At 73.8% G+C, this 15,128-nt stretch carries 14 protein-coding genes; 4 read left to right on the forward strand and 10 right to left on the reverse strand.

The features are described 5' to 3' along the window. Positions 1–31: 31 nt before the first annotated feature. Positions 32–385: a metalloregulator ArsR/SmtB family transcription factor gene (locus tag KVT45_RS27915; protein WP_217551852.1), complete on the reverse strand. Its 354-nt coding sequence runs from the start codon at positions 383–385 to the stop codon at positions 32–34. On the opposite strand from KVT45_RS27915, the gene KVT45_RS27920 reads away from it, so the two are divergent. Continuing rightward, the gene (locus KVT45_RS27920; RefSeq protein WP_217551853.1) at positions 380–1,624 is read left to right on the forward strand and encodes a cation diffusion facilitator family transporter; all 1,245 of its coding nucleotides are present in this window, start codon (positions 380–382) and stop codon (positions 1,622–1,624) included. The two genes, KVT45_RS27915 and KVT45_RS27920, sit on opposite strands and share 6 nt — an antisense overlap. Here the strand turns inward: KVT45_RS27920 and KVT45_RS27925 are convergent. Both KVT45_RS27925 and KVT45_RS27930 read right to left on the reverse strand, forming a co-directional pair. Further along, a complete protein-coding gene (locus KVT45_RS27925) occupies positions 1,621–2,175 on the reverse strand; it encodes a YbaK/EbsC family protein (protein WP_217551854.1) in 555 nt (184 codons plus the stop codon). The two genes, KVT45_RS27920 and KVT45_RS27925, sit on opposite strands and share 4 nt — an antisense overlap. Before the next feature lie 31 nt (positions 2,176–2,206). After that, positions 2,207–2,779, reverse strand: a complete 573-nt coding sequence (locus KVT45_RS27930; protein ID WP_217551855.1) for a helix-turn-helix domain-containing protein — start codon at positions 2,777–2,779, stop codon at positions 2,207–2,209. 127 nt (positions 2,780–2,906) lie between these two features. Here KVT45_RS27930 and KVT45_RS27935 point away from each other — a divergent pair, with 127 nt between their 5' ends. Beyond that, positions 2,907–3,764, forward strand: coding sequence for a DMT family transporter (locus tag KVT45_RS27935; protein WP_217551856.1), 858 nt, complete (start codon positions 2,907–2,909; stop codon positions 3,762–3,764). Positions 3,765–3,795: 31 nt separating this feature from the next. Here the strand turns inward: KVT45_RS27935 and KVT45_RS27940 are convergent, their stop codons facing one another. Next, positions 3,796–4,560, reverse strand: coding sequence for an acyltransferase (locus KVT45_RS27940; protein WP_217551857.1), 765 nt, complete (start codon positions 4,558–4,560; stop codon positions 3,796–3,798). Between the two features lie 110 nt (positions 4,561–4,670). Here KVT45_RS27940 and KVT45_RS27945 point away from each other — a divergent pair, with 110 nt between their 5' ends. Continuing rightward, on the forward strand, positions 4,671–5,207 hold the full coding sequence (locus tag KVT45_RS27945; RefSeq protein WP_217551858.1) for a gamma carbonic anhydrase family protein: 537 nt from the start codon (positions 4,671–4,673) through the stop codon (positions 5,205–5,207). A gap of 79 nt (positions 5,208–5,286) precedes the next feature. Here KVT45_RS27945 and KVT45_RS27950 read toward each other — a convergent pair whose 3' ends face one another. Next, entirely contained in the window at positions 5,287–5,931 is a 645-nt protein-coding gene (locus KVT45_RS27950; RefSeq protein ID WP_217551859.1) for a DedA family protein, read from the reverse strand. Between the two features lie 201 nt (positions 5,932–6,132). On the opposite strand from KVT45_RS27950, the gene KVT45_RS27955 reads away from it, so the two are divergent. Next, positions 6,133–7,113: a lysylphosphatidylglycerol synthase transmembrane domain-containing protein gene (locus KVT45_RS27955; RefSeq protein ID WP_308310879.1), complete on the forward strand. Its 981-nt coding sequence runs from the start codon at positions 6,133–6,135 to the stop codon at positions 7,111–7,113. A gap of 9 nt (positions 7,114–7,122) precedes the next feature. On the opposite strand, the gene KVT45_RS27960 is transcribed toward KVT45_RS27955, so the two are convergent. From KVT45_RS27960 to KVT45_RS27980, 5 genes are read right to left on the reverse strand one after another with little or no spacing between them, the layout of a single operon-like run. Beyond that, complete coding sequence (locus tag KVT45_RS27960) at positions 7,123–8,178, reverse strand: class I SAM-dependent methyltransferase (RefSeq protein ID WP_217551860.1); 1,056 nt, start codon at positions 8,176–8,178, stop codon at positions 7,123–7,125. After that, positions 8,162–9,352 (reverse strand): glycosyltransferase, encoded by a 1,191-nt coding sequence (locus tag KVT45_RS27965; protein WP_217551861.1) that lies wholly within the window; start codon positions 9,350–9,352, stop codon positions 8,162–8,164. The genes KVT45_RS27960 and KVT45_RS27965 overlap by 17 nt, the downstream gene beginning before the upstream one ends. Further along, positions 9,349–10,164 carry an alpha/beta fold hydrolase gene (locus KVT45_RS27970; protein ID WP_217551862.1) on the reverse strand — a complete coding sequence of 272 codons (816 nt, stop codon included), beginning with the start codon at positions 10,162–10,164 and terminating at the stop codon, positions 9,349–9,351. Before KVT45_RS27970 ends, KVT45_RS27965 begins: the two co-directional genes overlap by 4 nt. Positions 10,165–10,167: 3 nt before the next feature. Further along, on the reverse strand, positions 10,168–10,485 hold the full coding sequence (locus KVT45_RS27975; RefSeq protein WP_181809046.1) for an acyl carrier protein: 318 nt from the start codon (positions 10,483–10,485) through the stop codon (positions 10,168–10,170). Beyond that, on the reverse strand, positions 10,482–15,128 hold the full coding sequence (locus tag KVT45_RS27980) for a type I polyketide synthase (protein WP_217551863.1): 4,647 nt from the start codon (positions 15,126–15,128) through the stop codon (positions 10,482–10,484). Before KVT45_RS27980 ends, KVT45_RS27975 begins: the two co-directional genes overlap by 4 nt.

Genomic DNA, 15,128 nt, shown 5'->3' on the forward strand with positions numbered 1-15,128 from the left:
CCGGACGAGGCGCTCGCCCTGCTGACGAAGCTCAGCCGTCTGTTGCGGTAGCGGTCTCGGTCAGCCGGTGGTCCGCCACCTTCAGCGCCTCCTCGACCAGCCGCCGCAGATGACCGTGGCGCAGCGAGTACACCACCCGGCGCCCCTCCTTGCGCGTGCCGACCAGACCCGCGAGCCGCAGCCGGGCCAGATGCTGGCTGACGGCGGGCCGTGCGGCGCCGCAGACCTCGGTGAGCGTGCCGACGTCGGCCTCTCCGGTCGTCAGGGCGTGCAGCAGGGTGAGCCGGGTGCGGTCGCCGAGCAGGGCGAGGACCTCGGCGGCCAGCGCGAACTGCTCCTCGCCGGGGGTGCGCGGATGCGCATGATGCGCAGGTGATAGGTGCATGCGTGCGCTCATACGCACATAATGGCGTTGTGGGCGTCGCATGTCCACGTCCCGCGCACCGGAGAGGGGAGCCGCATGAGCGACCGGCACCACCACGAACACGCCCCCGCGGACGACCGCCACCCCCACGGGCACGCCCACACCCCCGACCGGCACGGCGAGCCCGCCCACGACCATGCCCATGCCCATGCCCATGAGCACGGCCACGGCCACCCGGACTCCAAGTCCCACTCCCACCCCGCGCCCGCCGGCCTCCGTCACCGCCTCACCCATCTTCTGACGCCCCACTCCCACGAGACGGCGGACAAGCTCGACTCCGCGCTGGAGTCCTCGGCGCGGGGTATGCGGGCACTCTGGGTCTCGCTGGCCGTGCTCGGCGCCACGGCACTCGTGCAGGCGGTCGTGGTCGTCCTGTCCGGCTCCGTCGCCCTGCTCGGGGACACGGTGCACAACGCGGCGGACGCGCTGACCGCCGTACCGCTGGGCATCGCCTTCGTGCTCGGGCGCCGCGCGGCGAACCGCCGCTTCACCTACGGCTACGGGCGGGCCGAGGATCTCGCGGGGATCGCGATCGTGCTGACGATCACCGCGTCGGCGGCCTTCGCCGCGTGGACCGCGGTCGACCGGCTGCTGGATCCGCGCCCGGTCACGCACCTCCCGGCGGTCGCGGTGGCCGCGCTCGCCGGGTTCGCCGGGAACGAGTGGGTGGCCCGGTACCGGATCCGGGTGGGCCGGGAGATCGGCTCGGCCGCGCTGGTGGCCGACGGGCTGCACGCCCGTACCGACGGATTCACCTCACTGGCCGTGCTACTGGGGGCCGGCGGCTCGGCCCTCGGTTGGCAACTCGCCGATCCGCTGGTGGGGTTGGCGATCACCGCGGCGATCGTGCTGGTGCTGCGGGACGCGGCGCGCGAGGTGTTCCGGCGGGTGATGGACGCCGTGGACCCGGAGCTGACGGACCGGGCCGAGCGGGCGCTGCGCGAGGTGCCGGGGGTGCGTGCGGTGGGCGAGCTGCGGCTGCGGTGGATCGGGCACCGGCTGCGCGCCGAGGTGGCGGTCGTGGTCGACGGCGAGGCGACCGTACGGCAGGCCCACGCGATCGCCGTCGGGGCCGAGCACGCGCTGCTGCACGCCGTACCGAGGCTGACGGCGGCCCTGGTGCACGCCGATCCGGCACCGGCACCGGGCCAGGCGGACCCGCACCTGGCGCTGGCGCACCACGCGCACGCCCACTCCTAGACGCCCAGCCCCTCCAGCACCACCGCGCCCGGCAGCTCGGCGAACGCCTTGCCGGGGACCAGGAGTTTGCCGCGCCGGCGGCCGCTGCCGACCAGGACGTAGGGCAGGTCGACCACCGCCGAGTCCACCAACAGCGGCCAGTCGTGCGGGAGTCCGATCGGGGTGATACCGCCGTACTCCATGCCGGTCGCGCCGGTCGCGGCGTCCATCGAGGCGAACGAGGCCTTGCGTGCGCCGAGTTGGCGGCGCACCACGCCGTTGACGTCCACCTTGGTCGTGGACAGCACCAGGCAGGCCGCCAGGGTGGTCTCGCCGCCGCGCTTGCCCGCCACCACCACGCAGTTGGCCGACCGCTCCAGCAGGTCGTGCCCGTAGTGCTCGACGAAGACCGCGGTGTCCGCCCACTGCGGGTCGGTCTCGACGTAGACGATCCGGTCGGCGGGCACGGCGCCGGTCCAGCGGCGTACGGCGTCGGCCACCGGCGCGGTCAGCTCGTCGAGGCAGTCGGGGGCGGGGACGGCGGTGTCGAAGTCTCCGATGGGTGCGCGCATGTCCGCACGCTAACAGCCCGGTCCGCAAGGCTCAGGGCACGGGTGGCACGGAGACCGTCATCACCATCACCATCGGCACGTCCCCGGTGTTGCCGTACACATGGGCGGTGTTGGCCTCGAAGGAGGCGCTGGCGCCCGTCGGCACGCGGTACTCGGTCCCGTCGACGGTGAGGGTGAGTTCACCGGCGGTGACATGGACGATCTCCACCGTGCCGGTCGGGTGGGGTTCCGACGGGCTGCTCTCGCCCGGCATCAGATGCCAGTCCCACATCTCCAGCGGGCCGGGCGCCTCGGTGCCGGCCAGGAGCCGGTTGTAGCTGCCGGCCTCGGTGTGCCACAGCCGTACGGCCTTGTCCTCGGGGATGATCTGGACCTTCGGGCCCTGCTCGTAGTCGAGGAGGGTGGTGATGCTGATGCCGAGCGCGTCACCGATCTTGACGACCGTGCCGATGCTCGGGTTGGTGCGGGCCTGCTCGATCTGGATCAGCATGCCGCGGCTGACCCCGGCCCGGGCCGCGAGCACGTCCAGGGTGAAGCCGCGCACCGCCCGCCAGTGCTTGACGTTGCGGGCCAGGGACTGGGTCAGCAGGTCGAGGTCCGACACGTTCCGTCCATCGTGGAGAGCCTTGTGGAGAGCATGGTGGTCCAATATTTTGGATGACGTGATTCATCATGGTGAACTACGGTGGGGTGTACCTGATCGTTCACCGAACTGTACTGCGAGGCGGGCCGTGACAGCATTCTTCGCCCTGACCACCAGTCTCCTGTGGGGGCTGGCCGACTTCGGCGGCGGGCTGCTCACGCGACGCGCCCCGGCGCTCACGGTGGTCGTCGTGTCGCAGGGCCTGGCTGCGCTGGTCCTGGGCGTGATCGTGGTCGCCACCGGCGGCTGGAGCGAGGCCGGGCCGCGGCTGTGGTTCGCGGTCGCGGCGGGTCTGGTCGGGCCGGTCGCGCTGTTCTCCTTCTACAAGGCCCTGGCCCTCGGCCCGATGGGGGTGGTCTCCCCACTGGCCACGCTGAGCGTCGCCGTCCCGGTCGGGGTCGGGCTGTTCCTCGGTGAGCGTCCGGGGCTGCTCCAGGTCGCGGGCATCGCGGTCGCCGTCACCGGAGTCGTCCTGGCCGGCGGCCCGCAACTGCGCGGCGCGCCCGTCCAGCGCCGGACGATCCTGCTCACCCTGGTCGCGGCGGCCGGCTTCGGCACCGTCTTCGCGCTGATCACGGAGGCGTCCACCACGGTCACCGGACTGTTCCTGGCCCTCTTCGTGCAGCGGCTGACGAGTGTCGCGACCGGCGGCGGCGCCCTGTGGCTGTCCGTGCGGCAGGGCGCGCCCGCGCTGCCGGAAGGCGGCTTCGCCTGGTCCGCGCTCCCGGCGCTGAGCTTCGTCGGTCTCGCCGACGTCGCGGCCAACGGCACGTACTCGGTCGCCGCCCAGCACGGCCCGGTCACCGTCGCCGCGGTGCTCGCCTCGCTCTACCCGGTGGTCACCGCGCTCGCGGCCCGCGGCTTCCTCAGCGAACGGCTGCGCGCGATCCAGGCGGCGGGCGCCGGGCTGGCGCTGGTGGGGACACTGCTGCTGGCCACCGGCTGAACCGGCGGCCGGCGGCCCGGCCGGGACCCGCTCAGCTCTCGGTCTCCAGTTCGGCGAGCCGCGCCACGTCCTCCTCGTCCAGCTCCGCCAGCGCGCGCAGCTGCTCCGGCGTGGTGCCGGCCGGGATCGGCACCGGCGGGGGCGTGCGCAGCGGCGGCTGCCAGCCGGTCTCGGGCGTCCAGCGGCGTACGACCCGGGCGGGCGCGCCGGCCACCACGGCGTGGTCGGGCACTGTGCCCCGGACCACCGCGCCGGCGGCCACCACCACGTTCCGGCCGATCCGCGCACCCGGCAGGATCACCGCGCCGGTGCCGATCCAGCAGCCCGGGCCGATCTCCACGGGCTCCATGCGGGGCCACTGCCTGCCGATGGGCTCGTGCGGGTCGTCGTAGGAGTGGTTGGTGGAGGTGACGTAGACGTACGGGCCGAAGTAGCAGTCGCTGCCGATGGTGACCGTGGTGTCCGCGATGACGTGGCTGCCTCGGCCGAGGACGACGCCGTCGCCGATGCGCAGGATCGGGTCGGGGCCGAGGTCGAGGTCGGGCATCAGGCCCGCGGTGAGGGTGACCTGTTCGCCGACGATGCAGTGCGAGCCGAGGTGGATCCACGGTTCGCCGAAGACCGTGCCGAGCGGGAAGGCGAGGCGGGTGGCTTCGCCGAGCGCGCCGAAGCGGAAGCGGCCGGGGTGGTCGGCCGTGACGGATCCCGTGCGCTGCGCCCACGCCCAGGCCGCGTGCACTGCGCGTTGGGCGAGGCGGCGGCGCCAGGACGAGAACGTGTTCTTGGGCTTCGGCACGCAGTCACGCTACTCAGCGGGCGCCGACTTAAAGAGGGCGGGCTGCTGTGATCTTCGCCCCAGGGGGTGGGCTAGGTTGCCGGAGACATCGATTAGGACGGGAGACGGTGATGGCACAGCAGGCGCTGATCGTGGGGATCGGGGGGCGTGAGCCGAAGGTCGAGGCCGACGTGTTCGTGGCGCCGACGGCCTCGGTGATCGGGGACGTGACGCTGAAGGCCGGGGCCAGTGTCTGGTACGGCGCGGTGGTGCGGGGGGACGTGGAGAAGATCACCGTGGGGGCGCAGGCGAACGTCCAGGACAATGTGACATTGCACGCGGATCCGGGGTTCCCCGTGACCGTCGGGGAGCGGGTGTCCATCGGGCACAACGCGGTGGTGCACGGGGCGACCGTGGAGGACGACTGCCTGATCGGGATGGGGGCGACCGTGCTGAACGGGGCCGTGATCGGGGCGGGGTCGCTGGTGGCCGCGCAGGCGTTGGTGCCGCAGGGGATGGTGGTGCCGCCGGGGTCGCTGGTGGCGGGGGTGCCGGCCAAGGTGCGGCGCGAGCTCAGCCAGGAGGAGCGGGAGGGGGTGACCCTCAACGGGACCTTGTATGCGGAGTTGGCCAAGGCGCATCGCGGGGTGCATGAGGAGGACTCATAGCGGGTGCGGCGTGGTGGGGGCTGGTCGCGCCCACGCGGCGGAGCCGCAAATTGATACAGCCCCGCGCCCCTAAAGACATTTACTCGCCGGCGCCTACAGGTTCCGCTTCCTTCTGCGTTGCCTGGACCTTCTTTGCCTTGCGGCGGACGATCAGCATCGATGCCAGGCCGAAGAGGACCGCCGCTGCCAGGCCCACGTACGAGAACCTCTTCAGCCAGTCCTCCGCGACGATGCCGACGTAGTAGACGACCGCCGTCGTGCCGCCCGCCCAGCAGATGCCGCCTAGGAGGTTGGCGATCAGGAACTTCCAGTACGGCATCTGGAGGACGCCGGCCAGCGGGCCGGCGAAGATGCGCAGGAGGGCGATGAAGCGGCCGACGAAGACCGCCCACATGCCCCACTTCTCGAAGGAGCGCTCGGCGGTGGCGACGTGGCCCTCGCTGAAGTGGCTCGGGAACTTCTTGCCCAGCCAGGCCAGCAGCGGACGGCCGCCCTTGCGGCCGATCGCGTAGCCGATGGAGTCGCCGATGACCGCGCCCGCGGTCGCGCAGGCGCCGAGGACGAACGGGTTGACGCCCGAGTGCTGGGAGGAGAGCAGCGCGGCGGAGACCAGAACGATCTCGCCCGGCAGCGGGATGCCCAGGCTCTCCACCCCGATGACCAGCGCCACCACGGCGTAGACGGCGACCGCCGGTACCGAGTCGAGCCATTCCTGGACGTGCACGGCCGGATCCTCCCCTGTCGTGTGCTCCTTCCCCAGGAAGGCTACCGGGTCGGCCGGGTACCACCGCGCCCGTGGCACCGGCCCGCCCTCCCGCCTTCGGTTATCGGACATCCGGGTGTCATACGGGCGGGGAAGGCTCCCGGCGTCTCCGCTCACCGGCGGCTCCCCACCGCCGGCCCGCCGTGGAAGGACAACGTCCCCGTGTCCTCTCTGTCCTCGCTCCGCTCCGACGCTCCCGTGCGTCCGCTGTCGACGCCCTCGATGGCGGGCCGACCGCTCCGGCTCGCCCTGTGCCTGTCCCCGCTGCTCATCGCCGCGGTCTGGGGGCTGACCAACCAGTCGCTGCTGTACGAGGGCGTCACCCGGCTCGCCCGCGCCGAACCGGCGTGGCTGCTGGCCGCAGGCGGTTTCACCTGCCTGACCTGGGTGGTGGCCTCCTGCATGCGGCAGGGCGCCGTACCCGACCGGCTGCCGCCGGGCCTGCTGCTGGCCTCGCAGTTCGCCGCCGGTGCCGCCAACCACGCACTGCCCGCCGGACTGGGCGCGCACGCCGTCACCGTCCGCTTCCTGCGCACCCGCGGCGTCCCCCTGGAGCGGGCCACCTCCTCGATCGCGCTGTACTCGGTGGCGAAGTCGGGCGCGAAGACGGTCGTGCTGATCGTGTTCCTGCTCTCCTCGTCCGCCTGGCGGCGGCTGGGCGAGCTGGTCCCGGACGGCGTGGTGCTGATCCCGGTGGCCGCGGTGCTCACCCTGCTGGGCGTGGCGACGGCCGTCGTACGACCGCTGCGGCGGCCGGTCACCGGGCTGGTGCGCTCCGCGCTCACCGACGCCCGGACGGTGCACGCCCGCCCCTCCCGGGTGCTGGCCCTGTGGGGCGGGGCCACCGCGATGCCGCTGGTGCAGGCTTGTGTGCTGGCCTGCACCGGGGAGGCGCTGGGGCTCGGGCTGTCGTGGGGCACCGTGATCTTCGCGTACCTGGCGGCCGGCACGGCGGGGGGTGCCGTACCGGTACCCGGCGGGGTCGCGGTGGACGCGGCGCTGGTGATCACCCTGGTCGCGTTCGGCTCCCCGGTCGCGGTGGCCACCGCGACCGTGATCGGCTACCGCGTCCTGACCGACTGGATTCCGCTGCTGCCGGGCGCCCTGGTGCTGTCGGCGATGATCCGCGCGAAGGTGCTGTGAGGCGAGGCGTCAGTCGCGTCGGGCGACTATGCGGTAGGCGTTGGAGAGGCGGAGGCGGTGCGAGAGCGGTCGTACGGCGAAGCGGTCCAGGAGGGTGCCGGCGATCAGCGCCGGGATGCCCGCGATGAGCAGGGCGGCGCGGAGCGTCTTCTGGAGGGTGCCGGGCGGTGTCGGCAGCCAGGGGGCGTCCTCGCGCGGGGCGGTGTGGTCCAGGGCGAGCCAGACGGCGGCCAGCAGGTCGACGGGGTCGTGGGCCTCGGCGTGCTGTTCGGCGACGACCGTGAAGCCCAGGTCGGTGAGGCGCGCGCGCAGGTTGGCGACCGGGATGAAGTGCAGGTGCTGCGGCTGGAGCCAGGGCAGCCACCAGCGGCCCAGCAGTCGGGCGTAGCGGCTCTCGGGGTCGGGGACCTCGATGAGGAGGTGGCCGCCGGGTCGTACCGTCTCGTGGGCGGCGCGCAGTTCGCGGTCGGGGTCGGTGCTGTGTTCCAGGTAGTGGAACATGCTGACGACGTCGTAGCGGGCGGTGAGGTCGGGGGCCAGGTCGGGGAAGGCGCCGCGGTAGGCGCGCTCCACGCGGCCCTCGCGGGCGGCGAGTTCGACGCCGTCGGTGAAGTCGAGGCCGTCGAAGGCGGTGCCGGGCAGCACCTCGCGGGCGGCCTCGCAGAAGTGGCCGTGGCCGGTGCCGACGTCGAGCCAGTTCTTGGGGGTCGGGTCGTGCGGGACCATGGCCTGGGCGCGGCCCTGGTACATCTTGGTGCGGCCGCCGAAGGTGCCGCTCATCTTCTGCTCGCCGAGGCCGTCGTAGAAGTCTCGGTAGTAGAACTCCAGGCCCGTCTCGTTCAGGCGCGGGTTCTGGAAGGTGTGTCCGCAGTCCTCGCAGCGGTCGAGGACGAAGGCGCCGGGCTTGTGCTGGAGCAGGTCGGTGGTGCGCAGCCGGGTGGTCAGCCGGCCGGAGCCGCACCAGGGGCAGGTGGTGCGCGGGGGTTCGAAGAAGCGGTCGGTGCCCTCGGCGAGGTCCTTCTGGTAGGCGGAGCGCAGCGCCTCGATCTCAGTCTGCTTGCTCATCGGCTCTCCTTGCGTGCGGGTCGGCTGCGAGGCGTTCCAGGTGGGTTGCGGCGGCCGGCGCACCGCCGGCCGCGCGGAACGCGGTGCGGATCCGGGCCGCCGCCGTGCGCGGGCCGGGCTCGTACAGGACGGTGTCGAGGGCCTCGCCCAGCCGCGCGGCGGTGACCCGGCCGAACCTGACCCGGACGCCCGCGCCGGCGTCGACGACCTGCCCGGCGATCACCGGCTGGTCGTCGCGGATGGGGGCGACGACCAGCGGGACGCCGTGCCACAGGGACTCGCACACCGTGTTGTGTCCGGCGTGGCAGACGACCGCGTCGACCCTTTCCAGGAGCGGGAGTTGGGGCAGGGACGGCAGGATCAGGAGGTCCTTGTCGTCGGGCGCCGGGGGCAGGGTGCCGCCGGGGTCGGCCACCAACGCCTGCACGCGGTGGGCCCGTTCGCGTACGGCGGCCACGCACTCGGCGAGGAACCGCCCGCCCGCGTCCGCGTTGGCGGTGCCGAGGGAGACGAGGACCCGCTCCCGGCCCGGGTCCAGCCACTCCCAGGGGAAGCCGTCGGCGACCGGCCGCTCGGAGATCGACGGGCCCACGTAATGGACCGCCGGCCGGTCGGTGGGGCCCGCCAGTTCGGGGGTGGTGAAGGCGAGGGTGAGATACGGCGAGAAACGCGGGTCGGCGGTGCCCGCCGGGTCGCCGATGCGGTCCCGCAGTTCCGTGAGCCGGTCCCGGAGCCACTCGGCGACCTTGGGGATGCCGTCGTAGGCGCCGCCGAACTCGGCCGAGGTGGTCGCGGAGGTCGCCCAGGGCAGGCCCAGCCGCTCGGCCACCAGGGCCCCGGCGAAGGCCTGTTGGTCGGCGACCACCACATCGGGGCGGAAGTCGTCGACGGCCGCCCGTACACCGGGCGCCATGGCGTCCGCCAGGGGCACCAGGAACCACTCCCAGAGGAACCTCAGCGCCTCCGCGCCGCGCAGCTCGGCGGGCCGCTCCCCCTCGGCCGTCCCCGCGCACGGGAACACCCGTGCCTGCGGCCCCGCCAGCCGGCGCAGCAGCCCGGCGTCCGCACAGACCCAGGCCACCCGGTGCCCGCGCGCGGCGAGTTCGGCCGCGACGCCGACGGCCGGGTTGATGTGCCCGACCAGGGGCGGTACGACGAACAGGAATCCGCTCACCGGACCCCGGCCGCCCGCGCCCCGCCGACCGAGTGGATCAGCTCCAGGATGTGTCCGCCGACCGTGCCGGCCGCCTCGACCAGCACGGAGTGCTCGTGCCCTGGCAGCACCACCGACCGGTAGTCCACCAGCAGGGCCTCCTTCAGCGGGACCACCCCGACCAGGTCGGAGTCACCGCCGTACACCCCGAGGACCGGGCAGCGTACGGCGCTGATCTGGTCCTCGGTCAGGACCCGGCTGGCCGGGATGTCCCGGCCGAGGCTGGTCTCGCGGGCGAGGCGGGCCGCGCCCTTGGCCAGGCGGGCGGTGTTGTGGCTGCGGTTGGCGGTGATCCAGGCGATCGCGTCCGACTCGTTGTGGGCGAGTTCGGTGACGACCCGGTGCAGGATGCCGCCGATCTTCGCGGCCCAGGCGGCGGTCGCGGGTTCGGACTCGATGAGGGTCAGGCTGGCCGTGCGCTCCGGGTGGCGGGCCGCGTAGCCGAAGGCGATGGTGCCGCCGTAGGAGTTGCCGACGAGGTGGACCGGGCCGGTGACCGACAGCCGGTCGAGCAGGGCCTCCAGGTCGTCGATGTTGTCGTCGAGGGTGTAGCCGCCGGCCGGGCGGGCGCTGCGCCCGTGACCGCGCAGGTCGTACATGACCACGTCGAGGCCGGAGGCCGCGAAGGCGGGGGCCACGGTGAAGTAGTAGCTGGCCAGGCTGTCGGTGAGCAGCCCGTGGACGAGGACCACGGTGGCGACCGGGATCCGGCCCTCCCCCGGGCCCATTCTCTGCACGTGCAGCCGGACGTCTCCGGTGTCGATGATCGCCATGGCTCAGCCCGCCTCCGTGGCCTTCAGGCTCCACACGACGTACTCGACGAGCCGGCCGACGGTCAGCTCGATGATCTCGTCGAACTCCATCCCGGCCAGGAACTCCGCGAAGTTGACCCGCTTCCCGTACCGCTCCTCCAGGAGCCCGGCCAGGGTGACCAGGTCGATGCTCTCCAGCTCCAGGTCGCGGTTGAAGGTGGTGCTCATGCCGATCTCGGCGTCGTCGTCGCCGTACTCCTCCAGGAGGGTGCGGAGCATCCGCGCGAGGTCGGCGAGCACCGCCTCCTCGTCGGCGCGGACTTCGGGCTCGGTGGGATTCATCGCGGGTCCTCCTCGGGGTCTGCTGCTGCCGGTCCGGTCGTCCAGGCCACGACGTAGTCGCGGTCCGGCAGTGCGGGGGGATTGCGGACCGGCGCGCAGTGCACCGGGTAGGCGCGTTCCAGCCGGCCCGAGACCAGCAGCCGGCTGCCGTCCGGGGCCGCGTCCAGGACGGTGAAGTCCCTTGGCCGGCCGTCGAATCCGGTGCCCTCCGCCTTGGCGACGGCCTCCTTGGCCGCCCAGAACCGGGTGAACCACAGGGCCCGGGAGCCGTCGGCGGAGTCGGCGGAAAGGGCGTACAGCAGCCGGAGTTCGTCCGCGCCGAGCGCGGCCTGGATGGCGGCCGGGTCGCGTTCGGCGACCTCTTCGAGGTCGATGCCCGGCCCGGGTCCGGGCGTGTGCGGGCGTACGATCGCCACCGCCGCCTCCGCCCGGTGGGCGAGGGAGACGTCCAGCGCGGGCAGCGTGCGGCCGTGCACGCCGACCACGTACGGGCGGCCCAACGCGTCGTTCCGGACCCGGAGTTCGGCCGGGAAGACGGGCCCCTCGCCGTGCTGCCAGAGCCACTGCCGTACCGCGTCCTTGGCGGCGATCCGGCCCAGCAGCCACTGCCGGCGGCCGCGCGGTGGCCGCGCCGCGTACTCCGAACGCTCCGCTCCGCCCAGGGAGTTGCGCATGATCAGCTCCCGGGAGGCCAGGTCCGGCCAGCGTTCGTGGAGCAGGGTCCAGCCGCCGGGCCGGGCCTCGGAGAGGGTGTTGCGCTCCGGGAAGCGTTCGACGGGCCGGGTCTGCGGGTCGTTGTCGAAGCGGCGGTCCTGCCAGCCGTCGATCCGGGCCCAGACCCGGCCGCCGACGGTCAGCTCCACGTCCGCCTCCAGCACGGTGTCGGTGAGCGAGGTGATCCGCACCAGGCAGCCGACCTCGGTGCCGGGGGCGGGGTGCGGGCCGTGGAAGCGCATCTCCCGCATCTGCACCGGGAAGACGACGGTCCGCTCGGTGCGGGTGGCCATGATCCAGTAGCCGAGGATCTGGCCGACGTTGTCGAGGAGGGCACCCGGGGCGGTGGGCGTGGTGATCACGCCGCGGACGTGCCGGTCGCCGATCGCCGTGAGCTCGGTGACGCCCTGGAACGCCGGGCCGTGGAACATCCAGCGCTCGGAGTACAGCTCGGCCGCGGTGTGGTCGGGGGTGCGTTCGGGGGCCGGGGGCCGCACGGGGGCGGAGGGGGGTGCGGAGTGGTGGGGGGCGAGTTCGATCACCGCGCGGGCGGTGGGGCCGAAGGTGACCGAGACGCGGCCGGGCCCCTCGGGGGTGACGGTGACCGGGACGTCGACGGGGGGTGTGGCGGTGAGCCAGCGGTCGAAGCGGGCTCCGTGCACGGCGACCGCCCGCAGTCCGGTGGCGTCCTCGGCCGCGTCCATCATGTGCTGGACGATCGTGGTGGCCGGGACCACCGGCCAACGGTCCTCGGTGTCGGGCCAGTCGGGGCGTTGCGGGAAGAAGCAGTGGTCGAGGAGGTGGGGCATCGCCTCGGGGGACACCTGGAGGGTGGTGGTGCGGGAGGTGGAGGTGGCGGGCGGTGTCGTGGCGCCGGGGACGCCCTGCGTGGGACGCGGTGCGGTGGGCTGCGGTGCTGCGGGCCGAGGTGCGGTGGGCGCCGGGATACGGGGCAGGGCACGGGCGGCGGCGGGGGCCGTGGTGCTGCCGGACGGGGTGCGGATCGCGGTGAGGACGGCCGCTGCCGTGTCGGCGGTCTCCCGGAGCAGTGCGTCGAGTTCGGCGGCGGCCGGGATGCGGGCGGCGAGGTCGTCCAGCGGGGACGGTCCGGTGGACGTCCGCCGGCTGCCCAGCGCCGCGCGGAGTTCGTGCAGTTCCGGGCCGTCCAGGGATACCAGTGCGCCGCCCAGGTCGAGCCGGACCGGCGGCAGCTGCCGTGGGGGCACGGCCGTGCCGCTCGTCCTCGGCAGCGCCGGTGCGACGGAGGCGCCGGCCGTCCACAACGCGGTGGCCACGCGCCGGAGTTGGGCCAGGCCGGAGCGGTGCGGGGAGTTGGCGGCGACGGCGAGGTGGTCGCGGTCGCCGAGGGTGTCGCCGATCAGGGAGGCCAGCTGGCCGGGCCCGGTCTGGACGAAGACCCGGTGCCCTGCGGCGTACAGGCCTTCGACCAGTTGCCGGAACCGGACCGGCTCCAGCAGGTGCCGGACGAACAGCTCGCGTACCTCAGCCTCGGCCGCCGGGAAGGGGGCCGCGGTGGTGCCCGACCAGACCGGGACCGTCGGCCGGTGCAGCCGGAAGCGCTCGGCGGCCTCCCTGATGGGGGTCAGGTACGGCTCCAGCATCGGGGTGTGGAACCCGGACCGGAACGGCAGCACCTGGCACAGCACGCCCTCGGACCGGAAGGCACGGACGAAGTCCGCCACCGCCCGGTCCGGGCCGCAGACCATCGACTGGTTCGGCGCGTTGTCGTGGGAGAGGACGATCCCGGCGTCCGTCCAGTCCTCGTGGAGCGCGGCGAGGACCCGGTCGGCGGGGGCGCCGACCGCGGCGAAGGCGAGGCCCGGGACGGTGACCGCGTCGGGGTCGAACTCCGCCATGAACGCGTCTACCTGGTCCCCCGAGTAGAGCCCGGCGGCCGTCATCGCCGTCCACTCGCCGACGCTGTGCCCGGCGACCGCGTCCGGCACCACGCCCATCCGGCGCAGCGCCGAGTCGAGCAGCCGCCCCACGCCGACGACACCGAACCCATGACGGCCTACGTCCCCGACCCGCACGGCGTCCGTGGCCGGGCCGGTGACGGTGGGGAGGCCGAAATGGGCGGCGATGTCGTCGACGCGGGGAGTGAACTCGCCTTCCAGACCCGGGAAGACGAAGGCCAGCCGGCCGGTGCGCAGCAGTGCGGCGGGCCGGAACCACACGTCGTTGCGGCCCTGCCAGGCGCGGCCCCTGCCGACCGCGCGCCGGGCGAGGGCGAGCCGTTTGGCGGTGGGGTCGACGATGCCCAGGCGGACCGGGCCCGCCTGCGGGTGGGTCCCCTCGGGGGCGAGACCGGCGGCGAGGACGGCAGAGTCGTCGGCGGCGAGGGCGGCGGCCAGCTGTTCGGGGGTGTCGGCGGCGAGCAGGAGGATGCGCTCGGGTTCGGTGACTTCGGTGATGTGGGTTTCGGCGACTTCCGTCCGGCGGGGTTCGGCGCCCCCGGTGCTGCGCCTGACGGCGGCCGCGCGGTTGCCGGGGGCCTCCTCCAGCACCACGTGGGCGTTGATCCCGCCGAACCCGAAGGCGTTCACGCCGGCTCTGCGGACCGGCTGTCCGGGAGCGGTCTCCCAGGGCGCGGCCCGGTCCAGGGTGCGGAAGCGGGTGGCGGCGAGCGCCGGGTGCGGGTCGTCGCAGTGCAGGGTGGGCAGCAGGGTGGCGTGGTGCAGCGCGAGGGCGGCCTTGACCAGCCCGGCGACTCCGGCGGCCGGCATGGTGTGGCCGATCATCGACTTCACCGAACCCAGCACGGCCCGCTCGTCGCTGAGCCCGCTGGGTCCGAACACCTCGGCCAGCGTGGTCAGTTCGGCCGCGTCACCGGCCGGGGTGGCGGTGCCGTGCGCCTCCAGGAGGCCGACCGAGTGCGGTGCGGCGGGGTCGAGGCCGGCGGCCCGCCAGGCCTGGCGTACGGCGTGGGTCTGGCCGCCGGGATCGGGGTTGACGAGTCCGGCGGTGCGGCCGTCGCTGGCCACGCCGGTGCCGCGGATCACGGCGTAGACGCGGTCGCCGTCGCGTTCGGCGTCGGCGAGGCGTTTGAGGACGACGACTCCGGTGCCCTCGCCGATGAGGATGCCGTCGGCGTCGCGGTGGAAGGGGCGGATGCGCTGGCTCGGGGAGAGCGCGCGCAGCTGGGAGAAGACGCTCCACAGGGTGATGTCGTGGCAGTGGTGCACTCCCCCGGCGAGCATCAGGTCGCAGCGCCCGGCGGAGAGTTCGGTGACGGCCTGGTCGACGGCGACCAGGGAGGAGGCGCAGGCCGCGTCCACGGTGTAGGCGGGGCCGCGCAGGTCGAGGCGGTTGGCGATCCTGGAGGCGGCGAGGTTGGGCACCAGTCCGATCGCGTGCTCCGGGCTGGCGGGGCCGAGCCGCTCGGTGAACGCCTCGCGTACCCGGGCCAGTTGGCCGGGGCTGAGGTCGGGCACCAACTCGCCGAGGGTGCGCACGAGTTGCCCCGCCGTCCGGACCCGCTGGTCGAGCCGGACCAGGCCGGGCGTGAGGTAGCCGCCCCGGCCGAGGACCACGCCGATCCGGTGCCGGTCGGGCAGCCGGTCCTCGCCGCCCGCGTCGGCTATCGCGGCGGCGGCCACGTCGAGGGCGATCAGCTGGTCGGGTTCGGTGCCGGACACTGAGTTCGGCATGATCCCGTACTGGGTGACCTCCACGTCGGCCAGCCCGTCCACGAAGCCGCCGCGCCGGCAGTACACCTGGTCGGGGACGGCGGGCCCGGTGGCCGAGTCCGGCCGGTAGTAGTCCGCGTCCCAGCGTCCTTCGGGCACCTCGCCGATCGCGTCCACGCCGTCGCGGAGGTTCTTCCAGTACGCGTCGAGGCCTGCGGCGCCGGGCAGCAGCACCGCCATGCCCACGATCGCGACCGGTGTCTGACGGTCGTCGGTCAT

The organism is Streptomyces sp. GbtcB6 (assembly GCF_019091475.1).
In the GTDB taxonomy this organism is placed as follows: domain Bacteria; phylum Actinomycetota; class Actinomycetes; order Streptomycetales; family Streptomycetaceae; genus Streptomyces; species Streptomyces hyaluromycini.

Coding starts and splice junctions, on each gene's coding strand:
- KVT45_RS27960 (WP_217551860.1), bottom strand. CDS start 8,178: ATGAGCAAGCAGACTGAGATCGAGGCGCTGCGCTCCGCCTACCAGAAG.
- KVT45_RS27970 (WP_217551862.1), bottom strand. CDS start 10,164: ATGGCGATCATCGACACCGGAGACGTCCGGCTGCACGTGCAGAGAATG.
- KVT45_RS27925 (WP_217551854.1), bottom strand. CDS start 2,175: ATGCGCGCACCCATCGGAGACTTCGACACCGCCGTCCCCGCCCCCGAC.
- KVT45_RS27915 (WP_217551852.1), bottom strand. CDS start 385: ATGCACCTATCACCTGCGCATCATGCGCATCCGCGCACCCCCGGCGAG.
- KVT45_RS27980 (WP_217551863.1), bottom strand. CDS start 15,128: ATGACCGACGACCGTCAGACACCGGTCGCGATCGTGGGCATGGCGGTG.
- KVT45_RS27945 (WP_217551858.1), top strand. CDS start 4,671: ATGGCACAGCAGGCGCTGATCGTGGGGATCGGGGGGCGTGAGCCGAAG.
- KVT45_RS27975 (WP_181809046.1), bottom strand. CDS start 10,485: ATGAATCCCACCGAGCCCGAAGTCCGCGCCGACGAGGAGGCGGTGCTC.